The 20,228-nt window shown below is 44.0% G+C and carries 21 protein-coding genes; 1 reads left to right on the top strand and 20 read right to left on the bottom strand.

Features of this window, described 5'->3' with window-relative positions:
* Window positions 1-137: 137 nt before the first annotated feature.
* The 20 genes from WS40_RS01830 to WS40_RS01735 form a co-directional block, all read right to left on the bottom strand.
* The gene (locus WS40_RS01830; protein WP_046439690.1) at window positions 138-392 is read right to left on the bottom strand and encodes a heavy-metal-associated domain-containing protein; all 255 of its coding nucleotides are present in this window, start codon (window positions 390-392) and stop codon (window positions 138-140) included.
* A gap of 92 nt (window positions 393-484) precedes the next feature.
* Window positions 485-1,939 (bottom strand): nicotinate phosphoribosyltransferase, encoded by a 1,455-nt coding sequence (locus tag WS40_RS01825; RefSeq protein ID WP_046439688.1) that lies wholly within the window; start codon window positions 1,937-1,939, stop codon window positions 485-487.
* A 95-nt stretch (window positions 1,940-2,034) separates the two neighbouring features.
* Entirely contained in the window at window positions 2,035-3,813 is a 1,779-nt protein-coding gene (locus tag WS40_RS01820) for a Na/Pi cotransporter family protein (protein ID WP_046439686.1), read from the bottom strand.
* A gap of 156 nt (window positions 3,814-3,969) precedes the next feature.
* Window positions 3,970-4,371, bottom strand: coding sequence for an ATP synthase F1 subunit epsilon (gene atpC / locus WS40_RS01815; protein WP_046439683.1), 402 nt, complete (start codon window positions 4,369-4,371; stop codon window positions 3,970-3,972).
* Window positions 4,372-4,487: 116 nt separating this feature from the next.
* Window positions 4,488-5,897: a F0F1 ATP synthase subunit beta gene (gene atpD, locus WS40_RS01810; protein WP_046439681.1), complete on the bottom strand. Its 1,410-nt coding sequence runs from the start codon at window positions 5,895-5,897 to the stop codon at window positions 4,488-4,490.
* 153 nt (window positions 5,898-6,050) lie between these two features.
* The gene (gene atpG / locus WS40_RS01805) at window positions 6,051-6,914 is read right to left on the bottom strand and encodes an ATP synthase F1 subunit gamma (protein WP_046439679.1); all 864 of its coding nucleotides are present in this window, start codon (window positions 6,912-6,914) and stop codon (window positions 6,051-6,053) included.
* Window positions 6,915-6,927: 13 nt separating this feature from the next.
* Window positions 6,928-8,442, bottom strand: coding sequence for a F0F1 ATP synthase subunit alpha (gene atpA / locus WS40_RS01800; RefSeq protein ID WP_022288615.1), 1,515 nt, complete (start codon window positions 8,440-8,442; stop codon window positions 6,928-6,930).
* A gap of 20 nt (window positions 8,443-8,462) precedes the next feature.
* Entirely contained in the window at window positions 8,463-9,011 is a 549-nt protein-coding gene (gene atpH, locus WS40_RS01795; RefSeq protein WP_046439677.1) for an ATP synthase F1 subunit delta, read from the bottom strand.
* Complete coding sequence (atpF, locus tag WS40_RS01790) at window positions 9,011-9,526, bottom strand: F0F1 ATP synthase subunit B (RefSeq protein ID WP_038671185.1); 516 nt, start codon at window positions 9,524-9,526, stop codon at window positions 9,011-9,013. The genes atpH and atpF overlap by 1 nt, the downstream gene beginning before the upstream one ends.
* A gap of 55 nt (window positions 9,527-9,581) precedes the next feature.
* Window positions 9,582-9,836, bottom strand: a complete 255-nt coding sequence (gene atpE / locus WS40_RS01785) for an ATP synthase F0 subunit C (RefSeq protein ID WP_022288618.1) — start codon at window positions 9,834-9,836, stop codon at window positions 9,582-9,584.
* 53 nt (window positions 9,837-9,889) lie between these two features.
* Window positions 9,890-10,618: a F0F1 ATP synthase subunit A gene (locus WS40_RS01780; protein WP_046439674.1), complete on the bottom strand. Its 729-nt coding sequence runs from the start codon at window positions 10,616-10,618 to the stop codon at window positions 9,890-9,892.
* Entirely contained in the window at window positions 10,619-11,002 is a 384-nt protein-coding gene (locus tag WS40_RS01775) for a hypothetical protein (RefSeq protein ID WP_046439671.1), read from the bottom strand.
* A gap of 336 nt (window positions 11,003-11,338) precedes the next feature.
* Window positions 11,339-11,611, bottom strand: a complete 273-nt coding sequence (locus WS40_RS01770) for a hypothetical protein (protein WP_022288621.1) — start codon at window positions 11,609-11,611, stop codon at window positions 11,339-11,341.
* Window positions 11,612-11,741: 130 nt separating this feature from the next.
* Window positions 11,742-12,716 carry a hypothetical protein gene (locus WS40_RS01765; RefSeq protein WP_046439669.1) on the bottom strand — a complete coding sequence of 325 codons (975 nt, stop codon included), beginning with the start codon at window positions 12,714-12,716 and terminating at the stop codon, window positions 11,742-11,744.
* A gap of 270 nt (window positions 12,717-12,986) precedes the next feature.
* Window positions 12,987-13,838, bottom strand: a complete 852-nt coding sequence (locus WS40_RS01760; RefSeq protein WP_038671179.1) for a hypothetical protein — start codon at window positions 13,836-13,838, stop codon at window positions 12,987-12,989.
* A 133-nt stretch (window positions 13,839-13,971) separates the two neighbouring features.
* A complete protein-coding gene (locus WS40_RS01755; protein WP_046439667.1) occupies window positions 13,972-14,970 on the bottom strand; it encodes an efflux RND transporter periplasmic adaptor subunit in 999 nt (332 codons plus the stop codon).
* A gap of 149 nt (window positions 14,971-15,119) precedes the next feature.
* Window positions 15,120-16,217 (bottom strand): radical SAM family heme chaperone HemW, encoded by a 1,098-nt coding sequence (hemW, locus tag WS40_RS01750; protein ID WP_046439665.1) that lies wholly within the window; start codon window positions 16,215-16,217, stop codon window positions 15,120-15,122.
* Window positions 16,214-16,687 (bottom strand): hypothetical protein, encoded by a 474-nt coding sequence (locus WS40_RS01745; protein WP_022288626.1) that lies wholly within the window; start codon window positions 16,685-16,687, stop codon window positions 16,214-16,216. Before WS40_RS01745 ends, hemW begins: the two co-directional genes overlap by 4 nt.
* 199 nt (window positions 16,688-16,886) lie before the next feature.
* Window positions 16,887-18,689, bottom strand: coding sequence for a translation elongation factor 4 (lepA, locus tag WS40_RS01740; protein WP_022288627.1), 1,803 nt, complete (start codon window positions 18,687-18,689; stop codon window positions 16,887-16,889).
* 129 nt (window positions 18,690-18,818) lie between these two features.
* Window positions 18,819-19,676 carry a hypothetical protein gene (locus WS40_RS01735; protein WP_046439663.1) on the bottom strand — a complete coding sequence of 286 codons (858 nt, stop codon included), beginning with the start codon at window positions 19,674-19,676 and terminating at the stop codon, window positions 18,819-18,821.
* A gap of 203 nt (window positions 19,677-19,879) precedes the next feature.
* On the opposite strand from WS40_RS01735, the gene WS40_RS01730 reads away from it, so the two are divergent.
* A complete protein-coding gene (locus WS40_RS01730; RefSeq protein WP_022288629.1) occupies window positions 19,880-20,101 on the top strand; it encodes a helix-turn-helix domain-containing protein in 222 nt (73 codons plus the stop codon).
* Window positions 20,102-20,228 lie beyond the last annotated feature (127 nt).

Raw genomic sequence — 20,228 nt, 5'->3', positions numbered from 1 at the left:
GTGCAGTATCAAAAGTATAGAACATCGGTTAATGTATACTAACTGATATTTATTATATCACAGAAAATATGTTTTGTCAAGCAAACAAAAAAGCCGTGACAGACCTTTTCATCTGCCACGGCTTTGTGCATAGCTATTTACTTGAATCTTGCAAAAAATCCTTTTTTCTCATAAGGCTCTCTTTCAGCGGAAATAAAAGTGTAGCCTGTTTTCTCAACTGCTTCTTTAAGCTTTTCATCAGGGATATCCTCATCAACTATAGCCACAGTTTCGCCCTTTGCATGGAAAGAGCTTACCTTTTTCACCTTGAAATTCTGCCTGAAAGTGTCATTCATATGCGATTCACACATTCCGCACATCATTCCGTCTATTTTTACAGTTATCTTTTCCATTTCTGACCCTCCAATGCTTAATAGGTTAGAATTTGCTAACCAAGCTTATTGTAACACAGCCTATAGCTTTTTTCAAGTCAATAATGTAAATTTTAATCTGCCGTTTGTCTGTTGTTCTCCGCAAGAAGATAATTCTTCACTTCCCAAAGCTTCTGAGAAAGGTCAACATAATAAGTGTGCGGATTTTCAAATCTTGTGATCTCGTCCCAAAGAGTGTCTATCTCAGATGCCGCATACTTTACGATATCCTCATATGCAGGCTTCTTGTATACGCACTTGCCGTCCTTGAATATCTGCTGTTGCATAGGCTTTGCCTCAAAGTTTGTGACGACCTTTTTCTTCCATGTAAACTGTGGGTCAAAAAGCGTAAGAGGTCTGCTTTCATCTATCACCTCGTCATGAACACACAGCAGGTCAGCCACAGCCTTGTGGTTATTCTTATCATAAATTCTGTAAAGCTTTTTGAAGTGCGGAGTGGTTATCTTCGCCACGTTTTCAGAAATCTTTATCTTAGGCTTAATATTGCCATCATCGTCCTCCACAGCCGCAAGCTTGTAAACTCCTCCGAAAACAGGCTCGCTCTTTGCGGTGATAAGTCTTTCGCCCACTCCGAACATATCCACCTTTGCACCCTGATATATCATATCTCTTATAAGATACTCGTCAAGGGCGTTTGAGGCACATATTTTGCAATCAGAATAGCCTGCCTCGTCAAGCATTTTTCTTGCTTTCTTGGAAAGATAAGTTATATCTCCCGAGTCTATCCTTATTCCCACAGGTCGGCAGCCCATAGGCTTCAGCACCTCGTCAAAAGCCTTTATTGCATTAGGCACACCGCTTTTCAGCACATTATAAGTGTCCACAAGCAGAACAGTGCCATTAGGATAGCACTTACAGTAAGTCTTGAAAGCTTCAAGCTCGCTGTCAAACATCTGCACCCATGAATGTGCCATTGTGCCTGTTGCATTGAAGCCGAAAAGCTGGTCTGTGATAGTGCAGGCTGTGCCTGAGCAACCGCCTATGCCTGCGGCTCTTGCACCGAGTATGGCAGCGTCTGCACCATGAGCACGTCTTGAACCAAACTCAGATACCGCCCTGCCCTGAGCCGCCCTTACAATACGGTTAGCCTTTGTTGCAATAAGTGTCTGATGATTTATGCAAAGCAGAAGATAAGTTTCCACAAGCTGAGCCTGCACCGCAGGTGCTCTCACCGTTATGATAGGCTCGTTTGGAAACACCACCGTACCCTCCGGCACAGCAAATATATCTCCTGTGAAGCGGAAATCCTTAAGATATTCAAGGAAGCCTTCGTCAAAAATGCCCTTTGAGCGCAGGAACTCTATGTCCTCTTCGTCAAAATGCAGATTTTCGATATAGTTTATGACCTGCTCAAGACCGCAGGCAATGGCAAATCCGCCACCGTCAGGTATCTGTCTGAAAAACAGATCAAAATAAGATATCTTTTCCTGCATACCGCTTACAAAGTAGCCGTTTCCCATTGTCAGCTCATAAAAATCGCACAGCATAGTGTAATTGAATTTGTCCATTTTGCTCTCTCCTTTTCAGCTTATAACAAGAGGGACTAATGTCCCTCCTTGCTGTTTTACAATATTATATCACGCCACAGGTGCAAAAGCCTGAACTAAAGCGCAAACTTTTCTGAATATTCAGCCAACAGCTTCTCGTAATAGTCAGGACCGTTTCTGTGAAGCTTATCAAGATATTCATGCTTTTTAAGGCTGTTGTATTTCTCTTGGTTTGCGATAAGATAGACCGCAATATTTGAGCAGTGGTCTGATATTCTCTCAACATTTGTGAGTATATCAAGGAAGTTCACTCCCACCTCGATGTTGCAAAGACCATTCTTAGACCTGTCGATATGAACAGCCTTAAGCTCCTCAACAAGTCTGTCTACTACTTCTTCAAGTGGCTCGATCTCCTTGAGAACGTTCATATCCCCTGTCTTTGTGGCTTCGATAGCAAGCCCGATTATCTCCTGAATGGCGTTGCACACAACGTCAAGCTCATGCTTTGCCTGCTCAGAAAAACCGATCTCCTTTTCATAAAGAACATCCGCAGTTTCATAGATGTTTATAGTATAGTCGCCTATTCTCTCATACTCTGAAATAAGGTGGAAAAGCGCTGTAACAGTTCTCGACTCATCCTCGTTCAGACCGCAGTCGTTGAGCTTTATAAGATATGAACCTACTCTGTCCTCAAGCCTATCGATAAGCTCCTCACGCTCTTTTATCTTGTCGATAGACTTAAGGTCATACTTGTCATAAAGCTCTCTTACCGATATGAAATTTTTCTGTGCCAGCACGCCCATTTGAACAACTGCCTCTGTAGCCTGTGCGATAGCAACGTTTGGAGTAACAAGAAATCTGTCGTCAAGAAGATCCTCCTTAGTGAAAGTATCATCGTCCTCAGCGTTCTTCTTATCTCTGATAGTCCATTCGGCAAGCTTTTCAAGCACTGTATAGAACGGCAGAAAGATTATAGTTACCACAACATTGAAGATAGTATGGAAGTTTGCGATGCTTCCCGTTGTAAAGCTATTATTCCAGAACGGAAATCCTATTGTATACTGAATGATATAAACGCCGATAAGAAAGATTATAGTACCGATAAGGTTGAAATAGAAGTGTATCATAGCGGCTCTCTTAGCGTTCTTTGAAGCACCTATACTTGAAATAAGAGGTGTAGCACAAGTACCGATGTTAGTACCCATTATGATAGGAAATGCAGAAGCGAATGTGATAGCGCCTGACACTGAAAGTGCCTGCAAAATGCCTATAGAAGCGGCCGATGACTGTATGATAGCCGTGAATATCGCACCCACCAATACGCCCAGAACAGGGTTTTTAAGCACTGCAAAAAGCTGCTCGAACTGCGGAAGCTCTGCCAGCGGAGCGATCTTCTCCTGCATAAGTATCATTCCGGTAAAGAGGATACCTATGCCCATCATTATCTCGCCCACGTTCTTTGTCTTGTTCTTCTTGCCCACCATTATAATTATAAGACCGATAACGATAAGTATAGACGAGAAGTTAGACGGCTTGCAAAGCTGTAATATAGCAGGGCCGCTGCTGTCGCCCTCGAGGTTTGTGAGCCTTAATATCTGTGTTGTCATGGTCGTTCCGATATTCGCACCCATGATTATTCCAACTGCGCCCTTAAGCTTCAAAAGGCCTGCGTTTACAAGTCCCACCACGATAACAGTAGTTGCAGACGATGATTGCACCGCTGCTGTTACCAATGCACCGAAAAGTATTCCGGAGAACACGTTTCCAGTCATTTTCGCAAGGACCTTCTCCATAAGTCCGCCTGAAGCCTTTTCAAGTCCCGAACTCAATATGGTCATTCCGTATAAAAACAGACCAAGTCCGCCCGCCATTCCGATAATGTTAAAGATACTCAAATCAATTCATTCCTTTTCTTGTTTTTTCCACTGCACAACGTCCGAGCACGCCCCTGCGCACCCCATTACTTACCTTACCTTTACGCCGATTTTACTTAATAAATAAAACAAAGCCAAAGCCTACACGGATATCCCGCAAGGCTCTGACTTTGATAATTATTTCTTTCCTGCCACCACAAGTCTGTTCATGGCACGTCGCAGCTTCTGCTCCGCCCTTTCAAACTCTTTCTGGCTAGCATTTTCTCTGAGCTTGTTTTCTGCCGCCGTCTTTGCCTTTTCGGCTCTTGCAACGTCTATCTCATCAGCCCATTCGATAGCAGATGTCACCACTGTCACACCGTCAGCAGACACCTTTATAAGCCCTCCCGAAATAGCGGCTGTTCTGAACTCACCTTCTATTTTGATACGGAAAGGAGAAGAAACGATATTTGCCACATATGGCGCATGACCTGCAAGTATACCGATATCACCTGATACGGTCCTCACAATGATCTGCTCAGTATTTCCCTCAAAAAAAGTTTTTTCAGGGGTTATTATCTTAAGATCAAAAGGCGTCATAATCTTTCTCCATAAGTTTTTTACAAATCAGCGCATGCGGCACAAAATTGCCACATACATTCACTATATACTATAATCCGACTCTTGTCAAGTATTTTTCTTTAAACGTTCTGTTACTACTGTTCACTTTCTGCGATCTGTCTGCCCTTTTCAACAGCCTCGTCGATAGTTCCCACGAACAGAAAAGCAGATTCAGGCAGATCGTCATGCTTGCCCTCGATTATCTCCTTGAAGCCTCTGATAGTTTCCTTGATAGGCACATATTTGCCCTTCATACCTGTGAACTGTTCAGCAACGGAGAATGGCTGTGACAGAAAACGCTGTATCTTTCTTGCTCTTGATACTGTGAGCTTATCCTCGTCAGAAAGCTCGTCCATACCCATGATAGCGATGATATCCTGAAGCTCCACATACCTCTGCAAGATAGACTGGACCTGTCTTGCCACCTGATAATGCTCGTTGCCCACTATCTCAGGTGAAAGTATCCTGGAGTTTGACTCCAGAGGATCAACCGCAGGATAGATACCAAGTGAAGAAATACTTCTTGAAAGCACAGTTGTTGCGTCAAGGTGAGCAAACGTAGTTGCAGGCGCAGGGTCTGTCAAATCGTCCGCAGGCACATAAACTGCCTGAACGGAAGTGATAGAGCCTTTTGTTGTGGAAGTGATACGCTCCTGTAACTGACCCATTTCAGTTGCAAGTGTAGGCTGATAACCAACGGCTGACGGCATTCTGCCAAGGAGTGCCGAAACCTCAGAACCTGCCTGAGTAAATCTGAATATGTTGTCGATAAAAAGCAACACGTCCTGATGCTCAACATCTCTGAAATACTCTGCCATTGTCAGACCTGAAAGTGCAACTCTCATTCTTGCTCCGGGCGGCTCGTTCATCTGACCATACACAAGCACAGTCTTATCGATAACTCCAGACTCTTTCATCTCATAATAAAGGTCGTTGCCCTCACGGGTACGCTCTCCAACGCCTGTGAATACCGAGATACCGCCGTGCTGATTGGCAACGTTATTTATAAGCTCCTGAATAAGCACCGTCTTGCCTACTCCTGCACCACCGAAAAGACCTATCTTTCCGCCTTTCAGATATGGTGCGATAAGGTCGATGACCTTGATACCGGTTTCCAGAATCTCGTTTGAAGCAGACTGCTCTTCATATGTCGGCGGTTCTCTGTGTATCTCCCAACGCTCCTTAGTTTCAGGGGCAGGCAGATTGTCAACAGGCTCGCCCAGAAGATTGAACATTCTCGAAAGAGTTTCCTTGCCCACCGGAACGGAAATAGCCTTGCCTGTATCAACAGCGTCGATACCTCTCACAAGTCCGTCTGTAGAGCCCATGGCGATACATCTTACTATATCGTCGCCTATATGCTGAGCCACCTCAACAACGAGCTTTTCGCCCTTGTTGTCTATCTCAATGGCATTGAGCAGGTCAGGCAAGCTGTCCTTTTCAAAGCGGACATCAACTACCGCTCCCACTATCTGGACTACCTTGCCTATGTTTTTGCTTTCCATTTATTTACCACCTTTCAAAAAGGGATATCATAGCTTGATATGTTTAAAAGCCTGCAAAATGCAGACGAACACTGTTCGCCCCTGCAAGACTTCTCAAACAATACCCACTACATTTACTTTTGAACGCCCACATTCGGGGCATAATTATTATTTCTATCTTCCGATAGTTGCCGAGCTTATCTCTGTAAGCTCCTGAGTTATCTGCGCCTGTCTTGCTCTGTTGTAAAGAAGCGACAGATTGTCTATCATTTCTCCTGCGTTGTCCGTTGCAGACTCCATTGCAGTACGTCTTGCCGCCTGCTCAGAAGCGTAAGAATCCACTATCGCAGAATAAAGCATACCGCCTATATACTGCGGTATCATGCCGTCAAAGACCTCCTCAGGGGACGGGTCATAGATAGTTGACGGATGCTTTCTTCCCCCAAGCTTGTCAAGATCCTCCACGGGAAGTATCTGCAAACTGCAAGGCTCCTGTGTCAGTACCGACACGAATGTGGTATACACAAGCTCTACCTTGTCATAATCACCATTTCTGAAGCCTGCGATAATATCTTCCACAATGTCTATAACAGTGTCAGTGTCAATGCTCTCCGCTATCTGCGGATATTTCCACACAAGGTCATAGTCACGCTTCTCAAAGAACTCAACAGCCTTTTTGCCCACAGCCATAACACGAAGCTGACCGCCTGATGACAGCACATCGTCAGCCTTTGCCTTAGCCATTTTCAGCACGTTGGAGTTAAATCCTCCTGCAAGTCCCCTGTCGCCTGCCACCACTATAAGCAGTGTGGAATTAAGAAACTTCTTCTTTGTATACACCGACTTGAAAGCTCTGTCGCAGGATATATCGCACATTGTCTTAAAAAGCGTTTCAAAGAACGGCTGAACTGCCACCGCCTTGTCTTTGGCACGTCTGAGCTTAGAAGCCGCCACAAGCTGCATGGCTTTTGTTATCTGCATGGTGCTTTCAACGCTTTTGATACGTCTTTTGACGTCTTTCATATTAGCTGTTGCCATTGCTCAGCGCTCCTTATCTGCTTTGAAGAAACTTCTGTGAATACTCCGCAAGCACGTCCTTTATTGCCTGTTCATTCTCTTTTGTAAGCTCTCCTGTTTCTCTTATTGAAGAGAAAATGTCAGGGTGAGTTTCATCTATATACACAAAAAGATCTTTCTCAAATTCAGCGATATCCTCAACTCTGATATTTTTCAGATAGTTGTTTACCACCGCATAGATTATGACCACCTGCTTCTCAACGTCAAGCGGTGAGGTCTTGCCCTGCTTGAGCACCTCCACTATACGTTCGCCCTGTGCAAGTCTTTCCTTAGTGTCCTTGTCAAGGTCAGAGCCAAACTGCGAGAACGACTGCAATTCTCTGTACTGCGAATACAGCAGTTTCAGCGATCCTGAAACCTTTTTCATAGCCTTTATCTGTGCCGAACCGCCTACACGGGATACTGATATACCAGGGTTTACCGCAGGTCTGACGCCTGAGAAGAACAACTCAGATTCAAGGAATATCTGTCCGTCAGTGATAGATATAACGTTTGTCGGGATATAAGCCGAAACATCGCCTGCCTGAGTTTCGATAATAGGCAGAGCGGTTATAGAGCCTCCGCCGTAGTCCTTGTTAAGACAGCAGGCTCTCTCCAAAAGTCTTGAATGAAGATAGAAAACATCTCCCGGATAAGCCTCTCTGCCTGTTGGTCTTTGAAGCAGAAGTGACATAGTTCTGTACGCCACAGCGTGCTTTGAAAGGTCGTCATAAACGCACAGCACGTCCTTGCCCTGAAGCATGAAATATTCTGCCATTGCAACGCCCGCATATGGTGCTATATACTGCAAAGGCGCCATTTCAGAAGCCGTTGCCGATACAACTATAGAATAATCCATAGCCCCATGCTTAGAAAGGGTATCCACCACGTTTGCCACAGTAGACTGCTTCTGACCTATCGCAACATAGATACAGATAACGTCCTTGCCTTTCTGATTTATGATAGTGTCAAGTGCTATAGAAGTTTTACCTGTCTGTCTGTCGCCTATAATAAGCTCACGCTGACCTCTGCCTATAGGTATCATAGAGTCGATAGCCTTGATACCTGTCTGCAATGGTCTGTTTACTGATTGTCTTGTAATTATTCCGAAAGCAGGGCTTTCCACAGGTCTTGTTTCTGTTGTAAGCACAGCGCCCCTGCCGTCGATAGGTGCACCGAGAGCGTTCACAACTCGTCCGAGAAGCGCATCTCCCACAGGCACAGAAACTATCCTGCCTGTCCTCTTTACTCCAGACCCCTCTTTTATTCCGTCCTCAGAGCCGAGAAGTACACAGCCTACAAAATCCTGCTCCAAGTTCATTGCCATGCCGTATGTTCCGTTAGAAAATTCAAGAAGTTCGCCCGACATACACTTGTCAAGTCCATGAACTCTTGAAATTCCGTCGCCAACAGTGCAGACCGTTCCCACATCGTCAAGCTCAAGCTTGCTGCGATAGTCCTTGATCTGCTGTTTTATCAAGCCTGTTATTTCATCAGGACGTAATTTCATGTTAAAATACCGTTCCTTTCCTATGCAATGACCCCGTCAATCTGAGCCTTGATATCATCAAGCTTAGTTCTGACGCTGCCGTCTATTTCTGTGTCTGAATATCTCAGCACGATACCGCCCATAAGGCTTTTGTCCACCTTTTCCACAAGCACTATCTTTGCCCCCGAAACAGCTTCCAGCTTAGCCACAAGCTTGTTCCTGAGCCTTTCAGACAGAGGCATAGCCGTCACCGCAGTGACCTCTATGATATTATTATGCTTTTCATAAAGCTCCTTGAACTTTGCACATATCTCAGGCAGAAACCTTATCCTGCCCTTTTCGCTCACAAGACAAAGAAAATTAAGCGTAACAGGCTGTATCCTGCCCATAAACACCTTTTCCAGTGCCGCCCTTTTTTCGTTCTCCGTTACCAGCGGTGACGCAAGCAGCTCCACATATTTCTCCTGACCCTGAGAGAAAATTATATCCTTTATGCTCCCAAGCTCACCATAGACTTCATCAAGGCAGTTTTCCTCGCAGCACACCTCAAAAAGTGCATTGCCGTAAATATTCCCGATACTGTCTGCCATTACATCTCACCCACATTGTCAATGAACTTCTCGATAAGACGTTCGTTGTCCTCGCCTGTCATATCCTTTTCCACAACTGCCGCCGCAGCCGAGAAAGCAATATCGGTGATCTCGTTCTTGATCTGGTTGACAGCGATCTTCTTTTCTCTTTCGATTTCTCTTGAAGCGTTGTCCACAAGACCCTTTGCCTCAGTTCTCGCTTCGCTGATTATCTCGTCAGAACGCTGTTGAGCCTTTCTTGTTGCCGTCTGTATAATCTGTGCAGACTCTTCCTTTGCACCCTCTAATCTGCTTGTATACTCAGCTTCCAGCTTCTCGGCATTTTCTTTTGCCTCGTCAGCCTGCCTGTAAGTTTCCTTAACATCATTTTTCCTGTCCTCGATGACCTTGTTCACCTTATCGAACAGAAAATGCTTGAGCACCAAAAACAGTATGAGCGTATTGAGCAAAGTCGCAATTATCGTTGTCAGATCTATTGACAGAAACTCTGTCACATCGCCTGCTGCCAATACCATTTATCCAACCTCCCCTCCGCACCAATGCAGAGCAAATCTTGTTTGAAGCTTTTTATTAAAGCTTTCCGATAAATGGGTTAGCAAAGAGCAGGATAAGTGCAACTACGAATGCGTAGATACCTGTTGACTCAGCCATAGCAACGCCTATGAACATTGTTCTTGTGCAGTCGCCCTTAGCCTCAGGCTGTCTTGCGATAGCCTCGATAGTCTTTCCTACTGCGTAGCCCTCACCGATACCAGGTCCGATACCTGCGATCATTGCAAGTCCTGCACCGATTGCTGAACAGCCAAGAAGAATAGCCTTTTCCATAATGATAAACCTCCGTTATTTACATTTTTTATACTTTCCGCAAAAGCGGTAATTTACTCTGTTTCTGCCGCCGCACCAACGTTTACCATGGTGAGCATCGAGAAGATATAAGCCTGTATGCACCCTGAGAACAGGTCGAAATACACGCTAAGCACCGCAGGTATACCTACCTGAAATACACTGAACGCCCATGAGCCTGCCTCAAAAGTCAGACCCAGTGCAGATGACAGCGAGCCAAGTGCACCATAAAGCAGTCCCGTTATTACCATGCCGCCTGCAACGTTACCAAAAAGACGGAACGCCATAGACGCAGGCGTTGCCACCTCACTGATGATATTGAGCGGCAGAATGAAAGCCACAGGCTGAGCAAAGCTTTTAAGATAGCCCTTGAAACCATTCGCTTTTATCTTATTGTATGTGATAAGCACGAATGTCATAAGAGCCCACGTTGCCGTAACATTGATGTCCGCAGTCATAGACCTCAGACCTATCATACTGATAAGAGCGCCAAACACCGCATAAATAAGCAGCGTAGCAATATAAGGGGCATACTTCATCATCTTAACGCCCATGTTCTCTTTGACCATGTTGTTGACGAAGTTCACAAGCATCTCCGCAACCACCTGACGTTTTTTCTCAGGCACTTTTTTCAAATCGTGTGTGAGCCACAAGCACAGTATCAGCACCGCAACTATAATAAGCCAGCCCATCACCACCGTTTCGGTGATCCTCAGACTGCCTATCTCAAACACTATCTTAGGGCCGTTTCCAATACCCGTCATTTATTTATCCCTTCTTTCTCTTATCTGTATGACATACAGAATTATCCTCGGATAAAACTGCGGCAGCAGTATCCCAACTGGACTTACTGCCTTTGTGAGCATAGCCCCCGCACAAAGCACAAAAAGCACTCCATACCTAGTCATGTAACACCCAAGCATTGTCCGCTTAGCCTTTTTGCCCTCAAGCTCCACAGCCTTTTCGCAGGTCACACCAAGGTAGTACATACAAAGGCACATATAGCCCCAGCCCAATGCAAAGCCCGCAAGCTGTGTGATGTCAAAGCCCCACAGCAAAGTAAATGCCCAGCATACAGCAGCCATAACACCGCCCCATAAGCATATTTTTTTCAACAAGCCGCCAAGCTCAGAGCCTATATTTTTCACTTATTTTCTCCGATTTTCATAAAGAAATCCACCATAAATCTTTACATTTTCTTAATAGCAGAAAATATCTGCCTGATGTATTTCATTATACCACACAGCCCCACATTTTTAAAGAGCAAACCGCAAACTTAAACATTTATTTTACATGGGTTTTACATTTCGTTCACAGTTAGTCAAATAATTAGTTAATTATGATTTGGCGTTAATAATTTATCAATAGTCAATCATTGATTTTTGACATTGTTTGAGTTTTATCATACGATTTCATAATAAAAAACGGACTGCCGCAAGCCGAAATAATATCACGGCTGAGCAGTCCGCAAGCATATGTGCAGCTTATCTGATGATATCGTCAACAACGCTTTCTACAGTGCTTACAGTATCATCAATAATATCCGCACCACCGCTTACAGTGTCCTTGATACCATCGCCAACACGGCTTACAAGCGTGTCGCTGTCATCACGTCTGCTTGTGACCTCATTTTTAGAAGTTGTGGTCGCAGTAACGCCGGAAGATGTCGAACCTGAGTTATCGTCATTTCTTGAACAGCCTGCGAGCATAACACCGCAAAGACCGAGACAAGTTAGCATAGCGAACATTTTTTTCATAATTAAGTTCCTTTCAGTATAAGATATGCCATTTTAGGCTAATGCTATTATTTCTCGGAGATGAGGATATATTCATAAAAAAACAAAAAAGAGACGAGCTAAAAGCCCATCTCTTTGTCAGATCAAAAAATCAATAGAACCGCGATTTCTTTTTCTTGATAACGAAAATAACAGCACCGACAATAACCACCGCAACGACCACAATAACTACAATGCCTACTACTCCGATACCCTTTGAAGATTCAGCCTCAGATGACGAAGTGCTGCTCAGTCCGTTTGACTTAGGCTGTATCTTTAAGCCCTGCACGATCTCCTGTGCCTTTGCACTTTTATTGTAGCCATCGAGATTCATTACCTGAAGATCTACATCGTTCTTCTGCAACGGAGTATCTATTACAAGATTATCAATATAAAGCACATCTGTCTTATCCATTTTCTTTATAACCGGTATCTCAAATACGAACTTTGTTGCTCCGCACTTGTCAGGTACTGGTATAAGTGCTGTCGCATACTGAGTAACATTATTGCTTGCATCTGTATTTATTTCAAGCTGAACACTATTGCTGGTCACCTTTTTGTATTCCTCAGTACAAGGAAAAGCAAACACAGAATCTCCCATAAGCTTGCCCTGAGCGTCCTGATTTATCCTGTACTTGAAAGAAACCATACAGCCGTCAAAACAAGTCATACCAAAATCCTTGGCGTCGATCTCAACGCCCATCGTTATATAAGGCGCATCTTCAGAATCAGAGCCAGGATAAACCAAATTCTTATCATCATCTCTTATAAGCGAAGCAAAAGTACAATAATCGCTTATGTCATTAGGCTGTGTTGCTGTTATCTTAAGGCTTGCACCCTGATAAGCATAGGTCTTTTCTTGGGATGCTCCCACTGATATCTTCTCACCGTCAGGAGTCACCTTGATATATCTCTCCCAATCCTTCATATCAAACGACAAGGACGGTGCTGAAGTATCTGTTGTAAGGATACTCTTGTCGGCACTATATTCAGGTATTTCAGCCTCACTGTCGGCATAAGCAGGCACAGCACAAACACCAAGCATCATTATCGCTGATACCACGCCAAGTATTCTCTTTGATCTCATTTTAATTCTTATCCTCCCTTGATACTATTGTATGTGAACGCTTTCATAGCCGTTCACACAAGTATCGAAACGTTATAAAACACTATTAATATTTTACACCTTTTTAACAAATCTGTCAAGTGTACCATACAACTTTTCATATAATGTAACTGTTTTGTAATACAAACTAAGCGTTTTTACCAAAATAGCCACACGCTTTTTATGAATAAACTCTTATTGACAGCCATTTTTAACAAAAAAAAGACCGCCTTCTCAGACGGTCCTGCGAACTTATTGAATACCAAGGAATTGGAAATACTGCTTATCCGGCATTGTTGTAACAGAAGTGGCTCTCAGGTCATCAGCATCCGAAAGTCTGTACTGCACCTTGAGAACTCCGTCCTCCTTTACCCAGCCAACATCAGGAACTGTTCCTCTTATACCCTTGTTGGAAATGGTCTTTTTGATACCTTTCTGCTTAAGAGTAAAGAATTTAAGCTCGATATCCTGATTGTATGGCACTACGCATATCTTTACAGCACCCTTGTCGCTGTCCTTTACATCATAAAGTATTATCTGATACTGGCCGTCAGGCGATATGGTATTTGATTCTGAAGTTACTTCAGTGAGCTTCTTGAAGTTATCTCTGTAGAGAGCATAAACACTTGACGATGTGTCAAGATCTGAATTTAGCACAGTTTCAACAGACGTGCCTCCGAAAAGGATATTAAGCACAAAATATGCAACTATTCCAAGAACATACATAAGCAGATATATTGTACCCATTATAACCTTTACAGTTTCGTTCGTGCCTGCTGCAAAGAACATTATGATAGCAACAATGAACGGCGGAACTATCAATATCCAGTCGCCCATGTTGAAAAGTATCATGCAGAACACGACCGGAAGCATGAGTATGCTCAGTATCTCCGTCACAAGCTCACGTCTTGAAAAGAGCATAAGTCCCATAAAAACTACGTTAAGCACCACATACACTGTGAAAAACGATTTTTCTCTGCCTGCCGCAAACTCCAGATCATACAGGAACGTTGCATAAGTGAGCAGAGTTATTACAGCAAAGTAAGCGACATTGAAAACTGATACCGCTCGCTTTACCCATACGTTAGATAAAAAATCCTTCATTTTTAGTCCTCCCTAGACACTCTGTTCTTTTATTTTACACGAAATTACGCAAAAAATCAAGTGCTTTATTTCTTTATTTTTTCTTAAAACACAAATCAGACACATCAAATAGTATTTAATTGGCTGAATGCCGTCAATTGAGTATTATCTCTTCACCGCCGCTGAGTCCCGAAAGTATCTCAACGTTGTCGTTGTCCTCGATGCCAAGCTCTACGTCCTGCTCTATCTTTACACCGTCCACAAGCAGGTTCACATAGTTGCGTCCATCAAGCTTCTTCACCGCCTTCTGCGGAACTATCACAGTATCAAGCCTTGAATACACGTCAAAGACAACCTCTATGCCGCCAAGATCCAGCATATCGTTCTCCTCGTCAGGGGTTATAACATAAACATATGCCGAGAAATCTCCGCTCTCATTGTAGATTATATCCGTTACAGTGCCGCCCATCGTATTGGCACCCTGCACTATCTGCACCGCAGTGCCAAAATTCACGTTTGTGAGCGCGTTATCAAACACAGACACGCACAGAGCCTTTTGTGATTTATCGGAAGTATACCCAAGCACCTCGCCCTTATTCACCGGCATGAACGCTGTCAGCTCCTGACCTTGTCTGTCTGCAAGATCAAACTGTCCGTCACATGGAGCGTAAACCTTATAATCCTCCAAGGACGCCACAAGACTGTCATATTTGAGCTGTTCTATCTGTAAATCATACTGAGAAAGCTGTATCTCACTGTAATCAGCACCGTTTGCCTGCAATGTAGCGACCGTCTGCTTCGCCTGATTGAGCCTTATTTCTTCCTCTTCTATCTGTTCGTCCACATCGTCAGAATAAAGTGTGCAAAGCAGGTCACCCTTTTTCACATCACAAGGCGACTCCACATCTATAGACTTTATCTGACCGCTTGCCTTGAAGGTGACGGTTTCACTGTAAGGGTAATCATAAACGCCCTCCTGATGATACTCCTGAGAGATATCTCCTATCTCAGCTTTTACCGTCTTATATGTTATATTCTTAGTTTCCAGAATAGGCACAGCTATCTCGTCTTTTTTCTCCGACTTTCCGCAGGCGCAAAGTCCGAAACACATTGCCGCTGCTGAAATCAAAGCAATAAATCTTATACTTTTCATAAAAAAGCCCTCTCGGTAATATAAAACTGCGGACACACTCCGCCGCAGTGAATTATACCACATTTTCCGTCATTTTTCAAGTTTATCCCCTACATATCGTATATCTATTGTATAACTGCACAACACTGTCTGCTTATATTTATACAGGTTTACCACAGCAGTTCACCGATAATAGAGTTTGAAGCCAGAAATCCCGCAGGCGTAAGCCTTAAAATACCCTTTTCGACCACGCAAAGCCCCCGTTTCTGAAACAAAGCCGCCTTCTTTCGGATATTCTCCCCAAGCTCTTTACCACCAAGCTCCTCGGCTTTACCTATGTCAATGCCCTCCGTGAGCCTTAACCCCAGCATGACATACTCCTCTGCCTTGTCAGGGTCGTCCTCAAGCACCACCATGCTCTGCACCTTGTCAGAAATAAACTCCTCAACATCGCTCTTGCAGTAATATCTCTCATTATCAAAGAAAGAATGTGCCGACGGGCCAATGCCTATATATTCTTCCCCGTGCCAATATTTAAGATTGTGCCGTGATTTTCCGCCCTCTTTGGCAAAATTTGATATCTCATATTGTAAGAAGCCCTTGCTTGCAAGCTGTCCCACAGTTTGCAAATACATATCGCACAGCATATCGTCATCAGCTACAGTGTTTCTCATCTCATCACAATCAAAAGCCGTACCCTTTTCTATTTTCAGCATATAAGCCGAAATATGATCAACAGGGAGTGCCGTAAGGCTCTCTATGCTATCCCAAAGGCTTTCAAGGGTCTGACCCTTTACCCCGAGCATGATATCGCAGGAGATGTGCCTAAATCCCACCTGAGCCGCCGTTTCCACAGCCGACTTTGCCTGAGAAAAGTCATGAAGCCTGCCCAAGAAGCCAAGCTCCCTGTCATTAGCCGATTGAACGCCAAAAGAAAGCCTTGTTACCCCTGCTTTTCTCCACCCTGACATCTTCTCCCTGTCCACAGAGCTGGGATTAGCCTCCAAGGTTATTTCAGGCTGGCAAAGATCAAAGCACTTTCCTGCCGTATCTATTATCCTGTCAACCTGTTCAGCCGACAGCACAGATGGCGTACCGCCACCGAAGTAGATAGTATCGCATTTTATGTCCCTACCCTTGAAAGCCTCTATATTGCGGCACACAGCCTGCGTGTAGTCCTCATAAAGCTCAGGCCTGCAAACGGAATAGAAGTCACAGTAAGGGCATTTTCTTTTACAGAAAGGCACATGGATATAAATTCCCGTCATAGCATATCCTCGTCATCATCAAAAGCCTTGTCGATATACTCTCCTGTTTTTTCACGGTTGAGCCGAAATCTCTCTATCGCCTTTTTCACACCAAATATACCGCCCCACACAAGGAACATACAAAGGCTTATAAGCACCGCATAAAGCACGAAATAAGCCTGCTGTTTCAAACTGAGCTGAAAATACACCGACCGCCTGTTTAGCATATCGGAAACTTTGGGGTGGATAACGATATAGCAGATAACGCCAAGAATACCTGCATAAGCAAGTGTGCATACCATACCCATAAAAGCTTCCTTGAATTTGAGTGCCGAGAATTTAGCTCCTGCACACACCGCCCACACAGCGATAAGCACAAGCCCAGCCGCCGCAGAGATATTGGCATACACCTCATAAAGCACAGGCAATATCACCGCACCGCTCAGCCCGAAAGCCAGCGACAATTTCATAGACTTTTGTATATCAGGCATAGCTGCTCCTTTCAAAAAAATGTTGATATATTTGTATAAACCAAAACCTATCCACTCTCCGAACGGGCTGTCGAGGGCGCCAGCCCCTACACCAAAATTCTACCACCGCAAAATCGCTCCGCTCGGTGTTTTCTCTACTTTGTATTGGTGATTTGCTCGATATGGCTTCGCCATTCCTCACTCCTCACTAAAGAAGCCGCTACTCGTCCAGCTTCAGCACCGACATAAACGCTTCCTGCGGCACTGACACAGATCCAAGCTGTCTCATTCGCTTCTTTCCTTCTTTTTGCTTCTCCAACAGCTTCTTCTTTCTTGTAATATCTCCGCCATAGCACTTAGCAAGCACGTCTTTTCTCATAGCCTTGATAGTTTCTCTGGCTATTATCTTTCCGCCGATAGCCGCCTGCACAGGTATTTCAAAAAGCTGTCTTGGTATATTCTCTTTAAGCTTCTCCGTCAGTCTTCTGCCCCTTGAATAAGCCTTATCCTCGTGTACGATGAATGAAAGTGCGTCAACCACCTCGCCGTTAAGGAGTATATCAAGCTTCACAAGCTTAGACTTCGCATAGCCCATCATCTCATAGTCAAATGAAGCATAGCCCTTTGTGCGTGATTTCAATGCGTCAAAGAAGTCATAAACTATCTCGTTGAGTGGAAGCTGATAATGCAGGTCAACTCTCGTTTCGTCTATATACTTCATATCCTTGTATACGCCACGTCTGTCCTGACAAAGCTCCATTATATTTCCAACATATTCAGACGGCGTATAAATATGTGCATTAACTATCGGTTCCTCTGCCGAAGCAATATTTGCCACATCAGGATAATTTGTCGGGTTATCTATAAACACAGTTTCGCCGTTAGTCAGATTTACCTTGTAAATAACAGACGGCGCAGTTGTGATAAGGTCGAGATTATATTCTCTCTCCAAACGCTCCTGGATTATCTCCATGTGCAGAAGTCCGAGAAAGCCACATCTGAAACCAAAGCCAAGTGCAATTGAAGTTTCAGGCTCGAAGGACAGTGAAGCGTCATTGAGCATAAGCTTTTCCAAAGCGTCACGAAGGTCAGGATATTTTGCTCCGTCCGCAGGATAGATTCCACAGTATACCATAGGGTTTACCTTTTTGTATCCCGGCAGTGCCTCAGCGCAAGGCTCAGCCGCATTTGTCACAGTATCGCCCACACGAGTGTCGCCAATATCCTTGATAGAAGCAGCGATATATCCTACCTCGCCTGCATGAAGCTCGCCCACAGGCACAAGGTCAGTTGCTCCCATATAGCCTATCTCCACCGTCTGAAATTCAGCTCCCGTAGCCATAAGCCTGATGGTATCTCCAGCTTTGATATGCCCCTCTTTCACACGGCAGTATATTATAACTCCCTTGTACTGGTCATAATAGCTATCGAAAATAAGAGCCTTAAGCGGAGCGTTCTCGTCGCCCTTTGGGCATGGTATATCCTTTACAACACGTTCAAGCACCTCTTTGACGTTCGTACCCATTTTAGCTGATATCCTCGGAGCGTCCATAGCAGGAATGCCTATAACGTTCTCTACCTCTGTGCAAGCCCTTTCAGGGTCAGCGGACGGCAGGTCTATCTTGTTTATAACAGGCACTACCTCGAGGTCATGTTCGATAGCAAGATAAGTGTTTGCAAGGGTCTGCGCTTCTATACCCTGGGAAGCGTCAACGATAAGCAATGCACCCTCACAGGCAGCAAGAGAACGTGACACCTCATAGTTGAAGTCAACGTGACCTGGAGTGTCGATAAGGTTGAAAACATAGTCCTGCCCGTCGTCAGCGTGATAATTAAGGCGCACCGCACGAGCTTTGATAGTGATACCTCTTTCTCGCTCGATATCCATATTATCGAGAAGCTGATCTTCCATATCTCTCAGCTTCACAGTATCGGTAAGCTCCAAAATTCTGTCGGCAAGAGTAGATTTGCCGTGGTCTATATGAGCTATAATGCAGAAATTTCGTATATTATTTTCGTTCATTTACTGATTTTCCTCTCTCAGACAAGTATACTTTTCCATAATACTTTATTATAACACGCTTGCCCCACATTGTCAATTTCTCCGCAAAGAAAAAAAGGCAGACACAACGTGCCTGCCCCAAAATACATATTATTCTGCGCTGATATATGCCGTTACAGCGTCATCAGAGCTGTCAGAAGTTGTTCCCTCTGGATAAGAGCTGAATGTGAACTTGTAATCCTTGTAGCCCTTTACCATAAGGAAAAGGTTTACATACTTGTATGTATTTCCAACAAAATATTCGTTCTTTTTCTGTGTAAGAAGCTCAGTAGTTCCGCCCATGCCGATATAAGTAGAAGCTCCGTCAGCAGAAGGTATTCCTCCGCCGCCCTTGTTAGAAGCAGAATAGTTTACATCAGGAGAGATTATGCCCCAATCATCGCTAGGGAAATCCTCCGGAACATATACCTCATATTCCATAACGCAAAGCTCACAGTCATCAGGTATTTTCAGCTCGCTCTCGTCTATCTTAGAAAAATCACTGCCAACAGAGTTGTTGAGCTCGATAGCCTTGTTTACATAATCTGCATCCTCACTTTTGCTAACTACCTTTGTTATCCTTGTATAGATAGTGTGGTAGATCTTGTCTGTAGCACAGTATCTGGTAGTCTTTATCCACTGACCGATAGGCGCAAGATTTTCCTCGCTTGTTTCAGAAGGCTCGATAGCACTAGCCGCAATATCGTTGCTGTCAACGCTTGCAGGCTTGTTTTCGTCAGCAGTGCTTGTGTCAGCCACCTCAGCCTGTGATGATTCCGTTACCGCAGAAGCAGTTGTTGTGGTAGTTGTCGTTGCTGTTGCATCTTCTGATGAGTCAGCAGCACTGCTTTCCGTCTGCACAGCCGCAGCAGAGCTTTCGTTATCACTGTCGGAAGACCCACTGTCAGAACAGCCTGCCATGCCAAAAGCCATTACCACTGCCAATAAAAGAGCAGATATTTTTTTCATAATGTTACCTCCATATTTCTTTAATGAATTTATTTTACAACATTTTTTTATACAAGTCAACAAAATCTTCGGTATTTATAAATATTTTGTTAATTTCTCACAAACAGCCATAGGGCTTTTACAACATAATGTAGTAAGAAAAGCACAACATAATGTTGTATGATATATTAAATATAGACTATCAGAAAGGAATGGAGCGCCGCATGGTTTTTCAAAGAATACGAGATATGCGAGAAGATGCAGACCTTAAACAAAACGATATGGCAAAAATACTCCATTGCTCACAGCAAGCTTACAGCAACTACGAACTAGGACAGCGTGATATTCCCACGGATATCCTCATAGCCCTAGCTGAATATCACAAAACAAATGTAGACTATCTTCTGGGACTAACCAAAAACAAGACCTACTATAAAGATATGTAAAGTATACAATCCTCTTCTATGTAGGATTTGTTAAAATTGCCTATGACATTTTTAGAAAAAAAGTGCTATAATGTATATAAGAGACAAAATAAAGTTGTATTCACGATTTAATGTGGAAGGAGCGTTA

This window comes from Ruminococcus sp. N15.MGS-57 (assembly GCF_000980385.1).
GTDB classification, from domain to species: domain Bacteria; phylum Bacillota; class Clostridia; order Oscillospirales; family Ruminococcaceae; genus Hominimerdicola; species Hominimerdicola aceti.
The sequence above is the reverse complement of the archived record's forward strand: the minus strand, read 5'-3'. Positions and strand labels throughout refer to the sequence as shown.